A 16,234-nucleotide genomic window follows, 5' to 3' on the forward strand; every position below is an offset into this window, starting at 1 on the left:
ACGAGTACCGCGCTCGACGAACGGGTACCGCGCTCGACGGGCGGGCGGCGCGCGCCTCGGCCCGAGCGGCGTCAGTCGTCGAGGGCCGGGCCGCAGGCCGCGGCCGCCGTGGCCGCGAGGTGGTCCAGGCCCTCGACCTCGATCAGCGGGCGCGTGTCGTCCACGACGGACCAGCAGCCGTCGACGACCTCGTACTCCGCCTGCGCGCCGCGGCGCAGCAACGTGGCCAGCGCGTCGACGAGGCGGTCGACGTGCTCGGACGTGGTCCCGACGCCGACCGACGCGCGCACCGCGCCGTGCGTCGCACCGAGGTGCGCGAGCAGCGGGTGCGCGCAGAACCGGCCGTCGCGCACGCCGATGCCGTGCTCGGCGGACAGGTACGCCGCGACGAGCCCGGGGTTGAGGTCGGCGACGGTGAACGTCACGACCCCGACCGGGTCGGCCGAGTCCGGCCAGATGCGCGCGACCTCGACACCCTCGATCGCGGACAGGCCGGACACCAGCCGCTCGCGCAGCGCCTGCTCGTGGGCCTCGAGGGCACCGGCCGGCAGTGCCGCGAGGGTGTCGCACGCCTGCGCGAGGGCGATCGCGCCGAGGACGTTGGGCGAGCCGGCCTCGTGGCGTGCCGGTGCGGGCTGCCACACGGTCCGGTCCGTGCGCACGTCGCGCACCGCACCTCCCCCTGCGAGGTACGGCGTGCCGGTGTCCAGCCAGTCGCGGCGACCCACGAGCGCACCCGCGCCGAACGGCGCGTACGTCTTGTGGCCCGAGAACGCGACGTAGTCGACGTCCGAGTCCGCGAGCGAGAACCCGCGGTGCGGCACGAGCTGCGCGCCGTCGACGGCCACGCGCGTGCCCGCCGCGTGCGCGATCTCGACGACGCGATCGAGCGGCAGCGCCTCACCGGTGACGTTGGACGCGCCCGTGAGCGCGACCAGTGCGTACGGCCGGCGGGCGAGCTCGGCGCGCAGGGCGCCGAGGGTCGCGACCACCGTCGGTTCGAGCGGCAGGATCGTCGCGGCGCGACCGGTGCCCGCGTGCGCACCGCCGCTGCGCTGCACCCAGGGCAGCAGGTTGGCGTGGTGCTCGACGTCCAGCACGAGGACCCGGCCGCCGGCAGGCACGACGCCCGCGAGCAGGTTCAGCGAGTCCGTGGTGTTGCGCGTGATGACCGCGACGTCGTCCTCACGTGCGCCGACGAACCGGGCGATCGCCTCGCGCGACGCCTCGTACAGGGCCGTGGAGACCTGCGACAGGTAGCCCGCACCGCGATGCACCGAGGCGTACAGCGGGAGCACCTCGGTGAGGCGCCCGGCGACGGCCTCGAGCGCCGGCGCGCTCGCCGCGCAGTCGAGGTTGGCGTACGTGCGGCTCGTGCCGTCGACCAGCGGGACGGTGGTGTCCGCGCCGACGACGGGGAGCAACGGGGCCGCGCCCGCAGGGGCCACGGGGGCCGAGGTCGCGGTGCCCGAGACCTCGTCGGCACAGGCGAACAGCTCGGTGATCGTGGTCATGGTGCTCCTCCGGTACGGTCCACCGGACCCCGGGGGGCCCGCGCTTGCCGGCACCGAGCGGTGCGCGACCAGGTCGTCACCCGGGGCACCCCACCGCGGAGGAGGGTTGCCGGCCAGCGAGCCGGGGCTGAGACGCTGGCACTCATGACCTGCGACGAGGATCGCGGCGGTCGCCCGGACGTGTCAACGCCGGGGCGAGGTTCCTCCCAGCATCCGAGACGCCGTGTCTCACCGGACCGCCGTGACCGCGGCCTTCCGGATCGGTGCGCCAGGCGTATGCTTTTCTGCATGCGCACCACCCTGCACCTCCCCGACGAGCTCTACCGCGAGGTCAAGGCGGCGGCCGCGCGATCCGGACGCACCGTGACGTCCGTGGTCGAGGACGCGTTGCGCGCCGAGCTCGAGCGGTTCCGCGCGACGGCCGAGCGGCCACCCTTCCGCATCGACGCGGTCGGCAGCGGCGGGCTGCTGCCCGGGGTCGACCTCGACGACTCCGCGGCACTGCTCGACGTCCTGGAGGGCCGGTGATCCTGCCGGACGTCAACGTGCTGGTGGGCGCCCTGCGTGCCGACTCGCCCCGGCACGACGCGCTGCGCCGGTGGCTCGAGGCCGCCGTCGACGCCCCCGAGCCGCTCGGGCTGACCGACGCGGTGCTCGGCGGCACCGTCCGCGTCCTCACGCACCCCCGCGTGTTCGCCCGTCCGACGCCGCTGCGTACGGCGCTCGACCTCGTGGGGGACCTGCGGGCGCACCCCGGCACGGTCCGCGTCGCCCCCGGCGACAGGCACTGGGAGATCGTCGCCGACCTGTGCCGGGCCGCGGACGCCCGCGGCAACCTCGTCGCGGACGCGCAGCACGCCGCCGTGGCGGTCGAGCACGGGGCGACCTGGGTGTCGCAGGACCGTGACTTCGCGCGGTTCCCCGGCCTGCGGTGGCAGGTGGCCGTCGAGGACTGAAGCGGTCGGGCGTCAGCCCCGCGGCGGGCGCGGCAGGTCGTGCAGCATGACGACGCTGCGGTACGACTTGCCCGGCCACTGCACCGTGTCCGCGTCGACGAAGCCCCAGCGTCGGTACATGCTCCGCAGCGCGGCGGCAGGCACCGCGGTGTCCAGTCCCACCGACCGCATGCCGCGCTCGAGGGCCCACCCGCGCACGGCTCCCCACAGGGCCGTCGCCAGGCCCTGCCCGCGAGCGTCGGGGTGCACCGCGAGCTGGTTGAGCCACACCCGGTCCGGCTCGAGCGCCAGGCTCGTCAGCGACCTGATCCCGCGCCCCGGCGGGCTCGAGGCGGTGACGGTGCCCACGAGGCGCTCGCCCGCGTCGACCAGCACCCAGGACGCCCCCACCCCGAGGCTGCGGCTCGCGGTCGTCGCCTCGTCCTGCGTCGCGCCCGTGAAGTTGAGCCCTGCCGCCGCCAGGTCGGCGTAGGCGGCGTGCAGCAGACGCGTGAGAGCCGGCACGTCCAGCGGGGTCACGGGTCGCAGCACGAGGCCGTCGGGGGCGTCCATCGCGCACCACCCTGGCACGTCGCGACGTCCGGCCGCACGGCGCTGTCACCGATCTGAGACACCCTGCCGCACCACGACGCACCTGGCGTAGCATCGCGGCGACCATCCAGAGCGGCCGAGAGATCTGGCTCGACGACGCCGCAGCAACCCGCACGGGAGACCGTGGCCGAGGGTGCTACCGCCAGAGACGATGGGAGGACCGATGAGCGTGCAGCCGCGTCCCGCCCCCGGTTATGCCGGGGACATCACGCCGACGGAGGCGTGGGACCTGCTCCGCGAGCACGACGAGGCCGTGCTCGTCGACGTGCGCACCGACGCCGAGTGGCGCTACGTCGGGGTGCCCGACCTGCGTGAGCTCGGGCGCCAGGCGGCGCTCGTCGAGTGGGTCTCGTACCCGTCCGGGCAGCCGAACCCGCGGTTCGTCGACCAGGTGGCAGCGACGGGCGTGACGCCCGGCGACGGCCGCCCCCTCGTCTTCCTCTGCCGCTCCGGCCAGCGGTCGATCGGCGCCGCGCAGGCGGCCACGGCCGCGGGCTACGGTCCCGCGTACAACGTGCTCGACGGGTTCGAGGGCGCGACGGGCCCCGACGGCCACCGCGGCCACACCGGCTGGCGCGCCGAGGGACTGCCCTGGGTGCAGCCGTGAGCACCGTCCTGCCCCCCGGCCCCGGGGACTGGGACGACCACCGCCTCGACCGCGCCGAGCTGCGCCCCGACACCCTCGCGGTGCGCGGCGGCCTCGTGCGCACGCCGTTCGGCGAGATGTCCGAGGCCCTGTTCCTCACGCAGGGGTACACGTACGCCACCGCCGCGCAGGCCGAGGCCGGGTTCGCGGGCGAGGTCGACCGGTTCCTGTACTCGCGGTACGGCAACCCGACCGTCACGACGTTCGAGGAGCGGTTGCGCCTGCTCGAGGGCGCCGAGGCCTGCTTCGCGACGGCGACCGGCATGTCCGCCGTCTTCACCGCCCTCGCCGCGCTCGTGCGGTCAGGGTCGCGCGTCGTCGCCGCGCGGGCGCTGTTCGGCTCGACCGTCGTGATCCTCGACGAGATCCTCGCGTCGTGGGGCGTGCGTACCGACTACGTCGACGGCCACGTGCCCGAGCAGTGGGAGCAGGCGCTCGCGACGCCCGCCGACGTGGTCTTCTTCGAGACCCCGTCCAACCCGATGCAGGACCTCGTCGACATCGCGGCGGTCAGCCGGCTCGCGCACGCCGCCGGGGCCACGGTCGTCGTCGACAACGTCTTCGCCACGCCCGTCTTCTCCCGCCCGCTCGACCACGGCGCCGACGTCGTCGTGTACTCCGCGACCAAGCACATCGACGGTCAGGGGCGCGTGCTGGGCGGCGCGATCCTCGGCTCCGCGGAGTACGTGCGCGGCCCTGTGCAGACGCTCCTCCGCCACACCGGCCCGTCGCTGTCACCGTTCAACGCGTGGGTGCTGCTCAAGGGACTGGAGACGCTGTCCTTGCGCGTGCGGCACCAGGCCGGCTCGGCGCTGGAGCTCGCACGCTGGCTCGAGGAGCAGCCGGGAGTCGCACGCGTGCGCTACCCGTTCCTCGCGTCGCACCCGCAGCACGACCTGGCGCGCGCGCAGCAGACGGGCGGCGGCACGGTCGTGACGTTCGACCTCGACGTGCCCGCCGACGCGACGCCCGACGTGGCGAAGAAGGCGACGTTCGGCGTGCTGGACGCGTTGCGGGTGGTCGACATCTCCAACAACCTCGGGGACACCAAGTCGATCGTCACGCACCCCGCGACGACGACGCACCGCCGGCTCGGCCCGGCGGGACGTGCCGCGGTCGGCATCGCCGAGACGACGGTGCGCCTGTCGGTCGGGCTGGAGGACGTCGAGGACCTGCGCGACGACCTCGCGCAGGCGCTCGGCACGCTGGGCGGCTGACGGCGCCGCTCGACGCCCGCATCTCACGGCACGCTGTCGCACGACGGCGCCGGTCGACCTCACGGTCGACCGGCGCCGTCGTGCACCTCGGTGTCAGCCCTCGGCGGCGTCGCCCTCGGGGGCCTCGCCCGCGGGGACCTCGGACGCGGCGAGGCCGACGGCGGCGACCGACTCCGCGGCGGCCACGACGTTGACGTCGACAGCACCGCCCGGCAGCTCGAACGGGTCGCTGTCCGCGATCGTCGCGCCACCCTGGAAGACCGGCACGCACGCCGCCTGGTACGACGTGAGGTCCTGGCCGCCCGCGCTCACCGTGATGGTCAGCGGCGCGCCGTCCGACGACGTGCACGCGACGCGCACCACGTGCGTGCCGGCCGGCGCCTCCTCGACCTTGACCGACTCGGGCGCGTCGGGCGAGATCTCGGCGGAGAGCACGAAGACGGCGTCGCCGGACGACTCCAGCGCCGCTCTCTGGTCGTCGGCGGACGGCAGCTCGGTGCCGCCGCGCCCGGGGATCGTGGGCGCCGAGTCGAGCGTGTCGCCGTCGCTGCCGCTGGAGCACGCCGCGAGCACGAGCACGAGGAGGGAGAGGGGGGCCGCTGCGAGACGTCGTCGGGATCGCATGGCCCGGACGGTAGCGCAGCAACCTGTGCAACCGGCACCCATGTCCACCAGAGGGACGAACCGGGACGATCCCGCACGGGACCGGCACCCCCCGGGGTCGGCTCACCCGGTCGGGTGAGAGGCTGACGGCATGCGCTTCCGCTTCCTCGGCAACTCCGGCCTCAAGATCTCCGAGCTCACCTACGGCAACTGGCTGACCCACGGCTCGCAGGTGGAGAACGACACCGCGACCGCGTGCGTGCGCGCGGCGCTCGACGTCGGCATCACGACCTTCGACACGGCCGACGTGTACGCCAACACGGTGGCCGAGTCCGTCCTGGGCGACGCCCTGGCCGGTGAGCGGCGCGAGTCGCTCGAGATCCTCACCAAGGTCTACTGGCCGACGGGGCCGAAGGGCCCCAACGACACCGGCCTGTCCCGCAAGCACGTCCGCGAGTCGATCGACGGCTCGCTGCGGCGCCTGCGCACCGACTACGTCGACCTGTACCAGGCGCACCGCTACGACCACGAGACGCCGCTCGAGGAGACGATGCAGGCGTTCGCCGACGTCGTCCGTCAGGGCAAGGCCCTGTACATCGGCGTCAGCGAGTGGACCGCCGACCAGATCCGCGCCGGGCACGCGCTCGCCAAGGAGCTGGGGTTCCAGCTCGTCTCGAACCAGCCGCAGTACTCGATGCTGTGGCGCGTCATCGAGGCGGAGGTCGTGCCGGCCTCGCGCGAGCTCGGTGTCTCGCAGATCGTGTGGTCCCCCATCGCCCAGGGTGTGCTGACGGGCAAGTACCGGCCCGGCGCCGAGCTGCCCGCGGGCTCGCGCGCCACGGACGAGAAGGGCGGGGCGAGCATGATCAGGTCGTTCCTGCGCGACGACGTCCTCGGACGCGTGCAGGACCTGCGGCCGGTCGCGGACGAGCTGGGCCTGACGATGGCGCAGCTCGCGATCGCGTGGGTGCTGGCCAACGACAACGTGGCCGCCGCGATCATCGGCGCGTCCCGCCCCGAGCAGGTGCACGACAACGCGAAGGCCGGCGGTGTCGAGCTGCCCGCCGAGGTGCTCGCGCGCATCGACGAGGTCCTCGGCGACGTCGTCGTCACCGACCCGGCCGAGACGGCGAAGGCCTCGCCGCCGCAGCGACTGGTCTGACGCGCGCCCGCCACGCACCGCGGCTCCCGTCCCACCCGGGACGGGAGCCGCGGTCGTCCGGCGGCAGCGCGGGCGTCAGAGGTCGACGGCCGCGTTCTCGCCGCCGTCGTAGGCCTGCCCCGTCACCTTGGCCTTGACGAAGCTGAGCGCCGTGGCGAGCCGGCCACCGGGGCTGTCCCAGTACTCGGCGCTCTGCGCGCGCAGCCGGATCAGCGCGAGGTCGGGCGTCGACGGCCCCTCCGGGAACCACGCCTCGGCGACCGGCCCCCACAGCTCGTTGATCTTGGCCCGGTCCTGCACGACCTCCGCCGTGCCGGCGACCGACAGCCACGACGACGACCCGGCGAACGCCGCGTTCGCCGCGCTGTGCGCCCGGATCTCCGCCGCCTTGTGACTGGTCAGCGACGTGAAGAACCACAGGTCCCCGTCGAAGTCGACGTCCTGCACTCCCATGGGCCGGCTGACGAGCGCACCGTCGGCGTCGATGGTCGTGAGCATCGCCAGGTGGTGCTCCTTGAGCAGGTCACGCACCTTCGCGACGGCCTCCGCGCGCCCCGGGTCGTCCTGCTCCTGCCACGTCTCGCTCGTCATCGTCGCTCCGTCCGTCGGCGCGGACGTCGTCGCCCGCTCGGCCACCCTAGGGACGGGTCCGGGTGAGCGCACCCGGGGCACGGTGCCAGGCCGGTGCCGTCCGGTCGACGCGGTCCGGACGAGCATCGGAGGCTCAGCCGACGAGCGCCGTGGCGTGGCGCCGGGACTCCCCGACGAGCGCGAGGGCCACCGTGTCCACACCGGTGCTCTCGGCGAGCGCGCGGGCGTCGGCGGCGAGCCGGGCCGGCGTGCCGACGAGCCACGTCGCCGACGGCGACCACGTCAACGCGGCGAACGCCTCCGCGTAGGCGACGGCCTGGCGGCGGCGGGCCGCGTCTGCGTCGTCGGCGGCCACGACCGCCTCGACCTCGAGGACCAGCCGCACCTCGTGGCGGTCCCGCCCGACGGCACGCACCTCGTCCTCCAGGACGGTGACGAGCGCACGGACGGCGGCCACGGTCGGCAGCGCCGCGGAGTGCACGATGCGGACGACGTCCGCGCGGGCGGCCGCGAGCGCGAGCGTGGTGGTGTCGAGCGCGTCGGCGTCGAGCAGGAACTCGACGTCCGCGCGCGACGCGTGACCGGCGATCTCGACGCGCGGGACGTCGGGGCGGGCGGTGGACGGGCGTCGGGCGGGGGTCGCGCGGACGTGCGCGAGAACGGGCTGGGCCACGGGGGATGTCCTCGGGTCGAACTCGGGTGCGCAGCGAGGGCGGAGCCGCAGGCGCGCGGGGTCGCTAGGTCAGCGACAACACACCCGGGCCGAGAACATGCGCACACCGTACCCGCCCCACCCCGCCCCCCACCACCCCCTCACCCACCGCACCTCCCTCCGCGAGAGGTCGATCCGGTCGTTAGACGAGGAGCTCGCGCAGGCGCCAGGCGTTGCGCACGGCGTTGCCGTCGCCGTCGTTGTTGAAGTACGCGACGACGTCGTGCCCGCCGCCCTCCCACTCGCGGACACGGTCCGCCCACCAGCGCAGGTCGTCGTCGGAGTACGAGCCCGCGTAGAGGTGGTCGTGGTCCGGGCCGTGCAGCCGGACGTAGACGAGGCGCGACGTCGCGCGCAGCACGCACGGGATGTCCGCGCCGGACACGACGCAGTACGCGGCGCCGTGCCGCGCGAGCAGGTCGAACACCGCGTCCGTCTGCCACGAGGGGTGCCGCAGCTCGACGGCCACCTGGACCCACGGCGGGAGCGTCCCGAGGAACCAGTCGAGCCGCGCGTCGTCCCGCTCGGCGTCGGGGCGCAGCTGCACCAGCAGCGCCTCCCGGTGGTCGCGCAGCTCGTGCCAGCACCGCGCGATGCGCTCCGACCACACCTCCGGCGCGTACAGCCGGCGCGCGTGGGTCAGGCCCCGCGGCGCCTTGACGGACATCGTGAACCCGCCCGGCAGCCGGCGGTTCCACGACGCGAACGCCGGCTCACGGGGCCAGCGGTAGAAGCTCGCGTTGAGCTCGACGGTGTCGAACGCCTCGACGTACCGCGCGAGCCGCTCGCGGGCGGGCAGACCCGGGCGGTACAGCACGCCGTCCCAGTGGTCGTACGACCACCCCGACGTGCCGATGCGCACGGTCATCGGCCTGCGGCGCCGACCGGCCCGACGGTCGTCACAGGTCCCTCGCGAACCACAGCGAGACCGGCAGGCCCTGCCACGTCCCGGGCGGCGGCGCGACGGCGCGGTAGCCGAGGTCCAGGTAGAGCGTGATCGCGGCCGGCTGCCGGATGCCGGTGTCGAGCACGATCCGCCGGGCGCCGTCGGCGCGGGCTGCGTCCTCGACGCACGCGACGAGCCGGCGCGCCAGCCCGCTCCCGCGCACGTCGGGTGCGACGTAGAGCCGCTTCAGCTCGGCCACGTCGTCGCCCCACTCGACCGCGCGGCGGTGCGTCGCGCACGCGACGGGCACGCGGTCGCGGCGGGCGAGGAACGTCGTCGCTGCGGTCCGTCCCTGCGCCGCGTCGAGCCGTTCGAACCCGTCGGGCCGGTCGAACGCCATCTCGGGGTACAGCGGCGTGAGCTCGTCGACCATGGCGCGGCGCAACGCGTACGCGTCGGGGTGCACCCAGGCCACCTCCTCGACGACGACGTCGGGCGACCCGCTCGACGTCGACGGCCGCGCGTCGCTCGAGGACACGGCGGGCCGTCGCCGCGGCCCGCGCGTCGCCTCACCCACGCCCAGCCGCTTGGCGAAGCAGCGCGAGTCGACGACGCCCGCGTACTCGCCGAAGTTGTCGATCGGCGCGTACCCCGACGCGAGGTACAGCCCGATCGCCTCGGGCTGCAGGACGCCGGTCTCGAGGACGAGCCGGTCGAGCCCGTACGCGGGCGCCGCCGCCTCGAGCTCCGCGAGCACCCGCCGGGACAGGCCGCGCCCTCGGTGCGAGGGGCGCACGTACATGCGCTTGAGCTCACCCGTGCCGGGGCCGAGCTCGTCCTGCGCGTCCCGCAGCGCCCCGCACGCCACGGCCTGGCCGGAGACGCGCAGGAGCACCATCGCGACGATCGACCGGCCCGTCATGGCGTGACCGATGTCGTCGTCGCCGTACCGGTCCCGCAGCTCCGCCTGCTGGGCGGTGCGCAGCACCGCCGCGTCGGCGTCGCCCCACGTGACGTGCTCGACGAGCACGTCGGACGTCGTCACGCGCGTCAGGAGACCAGGGCCTGCAGGACAGACGTGAAGAACCGCAGCCCGTCGGTGCCCGACCGCGGACCGGCGGGCCCGTCGGGGCCGAAGCCGGCCTCGACCGCGTGCTCCGGGTGCGGCATGAGCCCCACGACGTTGCCCGCGGCGTTGCTGATGCCGGCGATGTCGCGCCGCGAGCCGTTGGGGTTGCCGTCCTGGTAGCGGAAGACGACGCGCCCCTCGCCCTCGAGCTCGTCGAGCGTGCGCTCGTCGGCGACGTACTGGCCGTCCTGGTTCTTCAGCGGGATCGTGATCCGCTCGCCCGGTGCGTACGCGCGCGTCCACGCCGTGTCGGCGTTCTCGACGGACAGCACCTGCTCGCGGCAGACGAAGTGCAGGTGGTCGTTCTTGATCATCGACCCGGGCAGCAGGTGCGCCTCGGTGAGGACCTGGAAGCCGTTGCAGATGCCGAGCACGGGCAGGCCCTTGCCGGCGGCGTCGACGATCTCGCCCATGACGGGCGCGAACCGGCTGATCGCGCCGGCGCGCAGGTAGTCGCCGTAGGAGAACCCACCGGGCAGCACGACCGCGTCGACGCCCTTGAGGTCGGCGTCCGCGTGCCACAGGGCGACGGGCTCGCCGCCGGCCAGGCGCACGGCGCGCGCGGCGTCCCGGTCGTCGAGCGTGCCGGGGAACGTGACGACGCCGATGCGACCCATCAGGCCAGGCCCTGCGACGCGACGGTGGCGGCGGCGTCCGCCTCGATGTCGGCGACGCGCACCACGTCCTCGATCACCGGGTTGGACAGGACCTGCTCGGCGGCGGCCGCGGCGGCCTCGAGGACCTCCGGCGTCACCGGACCGTCGACCTCGAGCTCGAACCGCTTGCCCTGGCGGACCGCGGTGAACTGGCCGAAGCCGAGGCGCGGCAGCGCGTTCGCGACGGCCTTGCCCTGCGGGTCGAGGATCTCGGGCTTCGGCATGACGTCGACGACGACTCGTCCCACGGGGGTGCTCCTGTGTTTCGCGACGGAGGGGTTCGCCCCGATCCTACGGCGCCCGCCGGCCACGCCTGCCGGCCATCCCACCCAGCGGTCCCGCCACCGGCGCGTCGCCCTGTCGAACAAGGCCTTGTGCCGGTCACGAGGGCCCATCAGCGGCAGAAGGCCTTGCTCGGCGGCGGGGTGGGCGAAAGACGGAGGGGGGCGGGCCTGGGTCAGAGGGTCGTGTGGGTCACGGTGCCGGCGACGAGGGTGGCGGCGACACGGGTGGCCCGGAGCCCGCCCGGCGTCGCGGCGAGCGTCGTCGGGTCGTCCTCGAGCACCACCAGGTCCGCCGGGTCGCCCACGCGCAGCCCCAGGGGGCGACCGTCGACGGACGACGCGAGCGCGGTGCGCACGTCGAGCCGCTGCTCGGGGTGCCACGGCGGGCGCTCGTCGGCCGTCCGCCACACGGCGGCGTCGATCGCGAGCCACGGGTCGAGCGGCGCGACGGGCGCGTCCGACCCGAGAGCGAGCGTCACGCCGGCCGCGTGGAGGTCCGCCAGCGGGAACGCGCGGTGGGTGCGCCCCGCCCAGTGCCGGTCGGCGACGTCCCGGTCGTCGGGTGCGTGCGCGGGCTGCACGCTCGCGACGACGCCGAGCTCGGCGAACCGCGTGACGTCGGCGGGCGTCAGGAGCTGAGCGTGCTCCACCGACCCCTGTGCGCCGGTCGTCGCGAAGGCGTCGAGGACGAGGGCGTTCGCGGCGTCGCCGATCGCGTGGACCGCCGCTCGCAGGCCGTGCGCCCCGGCGTGCCGCAGCAGCGGGACGAGCTCGTCGGGGGGCACGTTGAGCACACCGTGCGCGAGGTCGCCCTCGACGCCCGGGTACGGGTCGTGGCACCACGCGGTGCGGGTGTTCAGCGACCCGTCGACGATGACCTTGAGCGGGCCCTGCGTGACGCGCGGCCCGGCGACCCGGTCCCCGGTGTGCAGGTCCTCGCCGACGACGCGGTCGAGGTACGCGGGCCACACGCCGGCTCGCACGCGCACAGGCGGGTCCCCCGCCGCGGCTCGTCGGCGCCACACCGCGACGTTGTCGGCGATCTCCAGGTCGACGACGCCCACCACGCCCCGCGCGGCCGCCGCCCGCAGCGCGTCCGCGACCAGCGCGTCCTGCTCGGCGTCGGGCACGTGGTCGAGCGCACCCATGAGCGGCATCCACTCGGTCTCGCGCAGCACGCCCGTGGGGTGCTGCGCGACGCCGAGCAGCCGGATCCCGGCCGTCGACGCCCAGGCGCAGTGCAGGTCCCCGGAGACCAGGACGACCGGCACGTCGCCCGCGACCGCGTCGAGCAACGCCGCCGACGGCGCGTCGGGCCACGTCCCGTCGCGGAACCCCAGGCCGACGAGCGGGCGACCGGGCGCCGGCGGCGAGGTACGCAGCCGCTCGGCGACGAGTGCGACGGCCTGCGCCGCCGACTCCGCGCCCGACACGTCGAGCCGCCCGCGCGCCAGCGCCCACTGCGTGAGGTGCGTGTGCTGGTCCCACAGACCGGGCAGCAGCAGGCGGCCGTCGAGATCGACGACGTCGCCCACGCCCGCGGCGGCCACGCCGAGCGACGCGATGCGCCCGTCGCGCAGCACGACGTCGACCGGGGCGTCCTGCCCGAGCAGGCGCGCACGGCGCAGGACGAGGGGGCGCGAGACGTCCACCGGACCTCCGAGAGATGGCACCTGCCCGGACCCTACGCCGCCGAATCCCGGCAGCCGTCCCGGCACGTGGGACGAGTCGCCCGCGAGACCGGGCTCAGATGGCGCATCACGACCCGTGCACCGCCTCAGCCCGGTCTCGCGAGGCGCGCGTCCCGGCAGGTGGACGGCGTCGTCAGGCGCCGAGGTCGACGTCCTCCGCTGACCCGAGCTCGCGCCACGCCACCTGCTGCGCCGTCGTCGCCGCGAGCACGTCGGCGGCCGGCAGCGGGCCCAGGTCGAGACCGGTGAGGTCGGCGACATCGGCCACCGGCACCTGGAACGTGCGGAACGGCCCGAGCGGCGGCGGGTCGCCCGCCTCGGCGGCCGCGTGCGTGCGCGCGGCGAGCTCGGTGGCGTGCAGCAGCGGCGTCTGGTCGAGCACGAACGCCGCGGCGGCCAGCCGCCTGCCCCCGTCGAGCGCCCAGGCCGCGACCTTCCAGAACCGGCGCGGGACCGCGATGCCCCGGTAGACCGGGTCGTCGCCCGCGAGCACCGGCCCCGTCAGCACCGACAGCCGCAGGCGCTGCGCGTGCGCGTGCTCCAGGACGTGGTCCTCGAGGCCGAGCCACAGCTCCTTGCTCTGGTTGAAGCCACTCGCCTGCGGCGCCGCGTTGGGGTACGCGAAGGTCTCGCGGTTGGCCTGCGCCGCGACGCCCGGCTCGCCCCACACCGGGTCGCGACGACGTACCAGGTGCCCGCGGTCGAGGTCGTTGCGTGCGTACAGCTCGTTGCCGGCCTGCTCACCGGCGGGTACGCGCGGGTCGAGGTACCAGTCGTCGCCGCGTGGCACGTCGAGCAGCGCGACGCCGTCGATGTTGACCGCGGTCGCGGCCGCGAGCCGGCGCACCGGGTCGAGGAGCACCGTGAAGTGCGTCGACGGCAGCTCGCGCACCTCCTGCGCCGGCACGGGCAGCGGGACCTCCGGCCCCAGGAATGTCGCGTCGTACCCCATGTGCCCACCCCCACGCCTGCGCTACCGGACGCCCCTCACGCTACCCAGGTCCACGCGTCCAGGATGCGGGACCAGCAGCCCGCGAGACCGGGCCGAGGTGGCGCATGACGGTCGTCACGCGCAGCAAGCCTGGTCTCGCGGGTGCGTCGTCCCAGGGTGTGGGACGACGCCCGTGGTGGGGGCAGGACCGACGTCTCGCGGCCGGGAGGTGAGACGCGGGCCAGGAGGCGGGTGTCAGAGGGCGAGGGGGCGGCCCGTCAGCCGCTCGTAGGCCTCGAGGTAGCGGGCGCGGGTGCGTTCGACGACGTCGTCCGGGAGAGCCGGCGGCGGGGCGTCCGACGCGCGGTCCCACCCCGACGCGTCCGACGTCAGCCAGTCGCGGACGAACTGCTTGTCGAAGCTCGGCTGCGCGTGGCCCGGCTCCCAGGCGTCGGCGGGCCAGAAGCGTGACGAGTCGGGGGTCAGCACCTCGTCGCCGAGCGTCACGGCACCCGTCACGGGGTCGGTGCCGAACTCGAGCTTGGTGTCCGCCAGGACCACACCGCGCTCGCGCGCGACACCCTCGGCCCGCGCGTAGACGGCGAGCGTGAGGTCGCGCAGCGTCTCGGCCGTCTCGGGTCCCACGGTGTCGACGACGACCGAGAAGCGGACGTTCTCGTCGTGGTCGCCGAGCTCGGCCTTGGTCGCCGGCGTGAAGATCGGCTCCGGCAGGCGCGAGCCGTCGACGAGCCCGGTGGGCAGCGCGATGCCGGTGACCTCGCCGTTCTCGCGGTACTCCGCCAGCCCGGACCCGGTGAGGTAGCCGCGCGCGACGCACTCGACCGGGAACATGTCGAGGCGGCGGCACACCATCGCGCGCCCCGCGACCGCCTCGGGAACGTCCGTCGAGACGACGTGGTTCGGCACGAGGTCGGTGAGCTGCTCGAACCACCACAGGCTGAGCTGCGTCAGCACGACGCCCTTGCCGGGGATGCCCGGGGACAGCACGTGGTCGTACGCGGACACCCGGTCCGACGCGACGACGAGCACGACGTCACCGTGCCGCTGACGCAGCGCGACACCCTCGGGGGACGCGTCCGGCTCGTACAGGTCGCGGACCTTGCCGGAGTAGACGTGCCGCCAGCCCGGCAGGTGACCGTGGACCGCGGGGCCGGAGGTGGTGGGTGCGGGGGGCGCGTCGCTCACCTCCACAGTCTGACGCGTCCGGCACCTACGGTGGGCGGACCGACCAGGGAGCGAACATGGACGACGCCGTCACCCCCGCCCGTCTGCAGGCCTTCCTGCAGGACTTCCGGGTCCTGTCCGAGGCCGCGCACAGCGCGCACGCGCAGCGCGCCGCGGGAGCGCCGCCGCTGGTGCCCCTCGTGGCGGAGCACCTGGGCAGCGATCCCCGGACCTTCCCCGTCCACACGCTGGAGCTGCCGGTCCTGCGGCGCGTCGACGTGGACGTGGCCGTGGCGGCCGTCGTCGGCGAGGACCCCGACGCACGGCTCGTCGGCGTGGGCGGCGGCGAGCAGCGCAGCCACATGTCGCTCTCGGAGATCCTCCAGCACGCCGCGGAGTGGCAGCAGTTCCCCGTCGGCCCCGTGGACTACCACCGTGCCGCGACCGGACCCGGCACGTCGCGCCAGACCGTCGCGTTCGGCCTGCACCTGTGGTCCGTCGCGGGCGTCCCGGTCGCGCTCCTGCAGCGGCGTGCCTCCATGCGGCACAACGGCTCCCCGGTGCTCGAGGTCGTCTGCCCGTCGGACGAGGTCGCGGGCGACGTGCTCACCCGCGTCCGCGCCGAGATGGACGCGCGCTCGACGCTGCGCGGCCAGGTCGTGACGTTCTCGGGCTCGCCGTTCGACCCGGGCGAGGCCGGTGTCGTCCACGTCCCGCGCCCGGTGGTCCCCCGCGAGGACGTCGTGCTGCCGGCCGGGACCCTGGAGCGCATCGAGCGCCAGGTCCTGGGCGTGGCCCGCCACCGCGACGCGTTGCGCGCCGCCGGGCAGCACCTCAAGCGCGGCGTGCTGCTCTACGGGCCGCCGGGCACGGGCAAGACCCACACGGTGCGGCACCTCGTGGGCGAGAGCCCGGGCGTCACGGTGATCCTGCTGTCGGGCCAGGCCCTGCAGCTCGTGACGGTCGCGACCGAGACCGCCCGGGCGCTGCAGCCGGCGATGGTCGTGCTGGAGGACTGCGACCTCGTCGCCGAGGAGCGCTCGATGCACGGCAGCTCGCCGGTGCTGTTCGAGGTGCTCGACGCTCTCGACGGCCTGGCGTCCGACGCGGACGTCACGTTCCTGCTCACGACGAACCGCGCGGACGTGCTCGAGCCGGCGCTCGCCCAGCGTCCCGGGCGCGTGGACCTCGCCGTCGAGGTGCCGCTCCCGGACGCGGCGGGTCGCCGACGGCTGTTCCGGCTGTACGCGGCCGACCAGCCCTTCGGCGACGCCGCGCTCGACGCGGCCGCCGACGCGACGGACGGCATGACCGCGTCGTTCGTGAAGGAGGCGATCCGCCGGGCCGTGCTGCTCGCCGCCGAGGCGGGCCACCCGGTCGGGGACGACGACCTGATCGACGCCGTGCGGGAGATGACGGGCGACTCGGAGCGGATCACGCGGTCGCTGCTCGGTGTGAGCAGCGACCGGCCCGACTGACC

The 16,234-nt window shown here is 75.0% G+C and carries 18 protein-coding genes and 2 riboswitches; of the genes, 6 read left to right on the top strand and 12 right to left on the bottom strand.

All coding sequences use genetic code 11. The annotated features are described in order from the left end of the window. Positions 1-71: 71 nt before the first annotated feature. Complete coding sequence (locus CFLA_RS14875; RefSeq protein ID WP_013118156.1) at positions 72-1,514, bottom strand: aminotransferase class V-fold PLP-dependent enzyme; 1,443 nt, start codon at positions 1,512-1,514, stop codon at positions 72-74. A gap of 35 nt (positions 1,515-1,549) precedes the next feature. Then, positions 1,550-1,664, bottom strand: a riboswitch (SAM riboswitch). A 138-nt stretch (positions 1,665-1,802) separates the two neighbouring features. Here CFLA_RS14875 and CFLA_RS14880 point away from each other — a divergent pair. Together CFLA_RS14880 and CFLA_RS14885 are read left to right on the top strand one after the other, a co-directional pair. Beyond that, positions 1,803-2,042 (top strand): ribbon-helix-helix domain-containing protein, encoded by a 240-nt coding sequence (locus CFLA_RS14880; protein ID WP_043599124.1) that lies wholly within the window; start codon positions 1,803-1,805, stop codon positions 2,040-2,042. Next, complete coding sequence (locus CFLA_RS14885; RefSeq protein WP_013118158.1) at positions 2,039-2,470, top strand: type II toxin-antitoxin system VapC family toxin; 432 nt, start codon at positions 2,039-2,041, stop codon at positions 2,468-2,470. Before CFLA_RS14880 ends, CFLA_RS14885 begins: the two co-directional genes overlap by 4 nt. A gap of 12 nt (positions 2,471-2,482) precedes the next feature. Here the strand turns inward: CFLA_RS14885 and CFLA_RS14890 are convergent, their stop codons facing one another. Continuing rightward, positions 2,483-3,022, bottom strand: a complete 540-nt coding sequence (locus CFLA_RS14890) for a GNAT family N-acetyltransferase (RefSeq protein WP_013118159.1) — start codon at positions 3,020-3,022, stop codon at positions 2,483-2,485. A gap of 99 nt (positions 3,023-3,121) precedes the next feature. Further along, positions 3,122-3,219, top strand: a riboswitch (SAM riboswitch). Between the two features lie 5 nt (positions 3,220-3,224). On the opposite strand from CFLA_RS14890, the gene CFLA_RS14895 reads away from it, so the two are divergent. Continuing rightward, a complete protein-coding gene (locus tag CFLA_RS14895) occupies positions 3,225-3,668 on the top strand; it encodes a rhodanese-like domain-containing protein (RefSeq protein ID WP_013118160.1) in 444 nt (147 codons plus the stop codon). Then, positions 3,665-4,924, top strand: coding sequence for an O-succinylhomoserine sulfhydrylase (locus tag CFLA_RS14900; RefSeq protein WP_013118161.1), 1,260 nt, complete (start codon positions 3,665-3,667; stop codon positions 4,922-4,924). The genes CFLA_RS14895 and CFLA_RS14900 overlap by 4 nt, the downstream gene beginning before the upstream one ends. A gap of 93 nt (positions 4,925-5,017) precedes the next feature. Here the strand turns inward: CFLA_RS14900 and CFLA_RS14905 are convergent, their stop codons facing one another. Next, on the bottom strand, positions 5,018-5,548 hold the full coding sequence (locus CFLA_RS14905) for a hypothetical protein (protein WP_013118162.1): 531 nt from the start codon (positions 5,546-5,548) through the stop codon (positions 5,018-5,020). A 130-nt stretch (positions 5,549-5,678) separates the two neighbouring features. Between CFLA_RS14905 and CFLA_RS14910 the strand changes: the two genes are divergently transcribed. Continuing rightward, positions 5,679-6,689, top strand: a complete 1,011-nt coding sequence (locus CFLA_RS14910) for an aldo/keto reductase family protein (RefSeq protein WP_013118163.1) — start codon at positions 5,679-5,681, stop codon at positions 6,687-6,689. A gap of 75 nt (positions 6,690-6,764) precedes the next feature. On the opposite strand, the gene CFLA_RS14915 is transcribed toward CFLA_RS14910, so the two are convergent. From CFLA_RS14915 to CFLA_RS14955, 9 genes are all read right to left on the bottom strand, one after another. Continuing rightward, the gene (locus CFLA_RS14915) at positions 6,765-7,280 is read right to left on the bottom strand and encodes a pyridoxamine 5'-phosphate oxidase family protein (RefSeq protein ID WP_013118164.1); all 516 of its coding nucleotides are present in this window, start codon (positions 7,278-7,280) and stop codon (positions 6,765-6,767) included. 133 nt (positions 7,281-7,413) lie between these two features. Then, positions 7,414-7,953 carry a hypothetical protein gene (locus tag CFLA_RS14920; RefSeq protein WP_013118165.1) on the bottom strand — a complete coding sequence of 180 codons (540 nt, stop codon included), beginning with the start codon at positions 7,951-7,953 and terminating at the stop codon, positions 7,414-7,416. A 181-nt stretch (positions 7,954-8,134) separates the two neighbouring features. After that, positions 8,135-8,860, bottom strand: coding sequence for a DUF72 domain-containing protein (locus tag CFLA_RS14925; RefSeq protein ID WP_013118166.1), 726 nt, complete (start codon positions 8,858-8,860; stop codon positions 8,135-8,137). A gap of 31 nt (positions 8,861-8,891) precedes the next feature. Beyond that, positions 8,892-9,923 carry a GNAT family N-acetyltransferase gene (locus CFLA_RS14930; protein WP_013118167.1) on the bottom strand — a complete coding sequence of 344 codons (1,032 nt, stop codon included), beginning with the start codon at positions 9,921-9,923 and terminating at the stop codon, positions 8,892-8,894. 5 nt (positions 9,924-9,928) lie between these two features. Next, positions 9,929-10,624 carry a phosphoribosylformylglycinamidine synthase subunit PurQ gene (purQ, locus tag CFLA_RS14935; protein WP_013118168.1) on the bottom strand — a complete coding sequence of 232 codons (696 nt, stop codon included), beginning with the start codon at positions 10,622-10,624 and terminating at the stop codon, positions 9,929-9,931. After that, positions 10,624-10,911 (bottom strand): phosphoribosylformylglycinamidine synthase subunit PurS, encoded by a 288-nt coding sequence (gene purS, locus CFLA_RS14940; protein ID WP_013118169.1) that lies wholly within the window; start codon positions 10,909-10,911, stop codon positions 10,624-10,626. The genes purQ and purS overlap by 1 nt, the downstream gene beginning before the upstream one ends. A gap of 209 nt (positions 10,912-11,120) precedes the next feature. Next, positions 11,121-12,620: an amidohydrolase gene (locus CFLA_RS14945; RefSeq protein WP_245530255.1), complete on the bottom strand. Its 1,500-nt coding sequence runs from the start codon at positions 12,618-12,620 to the stop codon at positions 11,121-11,123. A gap of 151 nt (positions 12,621-12,771) precedes the next feature. Then, a complete protein-coding gene (locus CFLA_RS14950; protein ID WP_013118171.1) occupies positions 12,772-13,590 on the bottom strand; it encodes a DNA/RNA non-specific endonuclease in 819 nt (272 codons plus the stop codon). 234 nt (positions 13,591-13,824) lie between these two features. Continuing rightward, the gene (locus CFLA_RS14955; RefSeq protein ID WP_013118172.1) at positions 13,825-14,781 is read right to left on the bottom strand and encodes a phosphoribosylaminoimidazolesuccinocarboxamide synthase; all 957 of its coding nucleotides are present in this window, start codon (positions 14,779-14,781) and stop codon (positions 13,825-13,827) included. A gap of 50 nt (positions 14,782-14,831) precedes the next feature. On the opposite strand from CFLA_RS14955, the gene CFLA_RS14960 reads away from it, so the two are divergent. After that, on the top strand, positions 14,832-16,232 hold the full coding sequence (locus CFLA_RS14960; protein ID WP_013118173.1) for an AAA family ATPase: 1,401 nt from the start codon (positions 14,832-14,834) through the stop codon (positions 16,230-16,232). The last annotated feature ends 2 nt before the right edge of the window (positions 16,233-16,234 follow it).

The sequence above is a fragment of the Cellulomonas flavigena DSM 20109 genome, assembly GCF_000092865.1.
GTDB lineage: Bacteria > Actinomycetota > Actinomycetes > Actinomycetales > Cellulomonadaceae > Cellulomonas > Cellulomonas flavigena.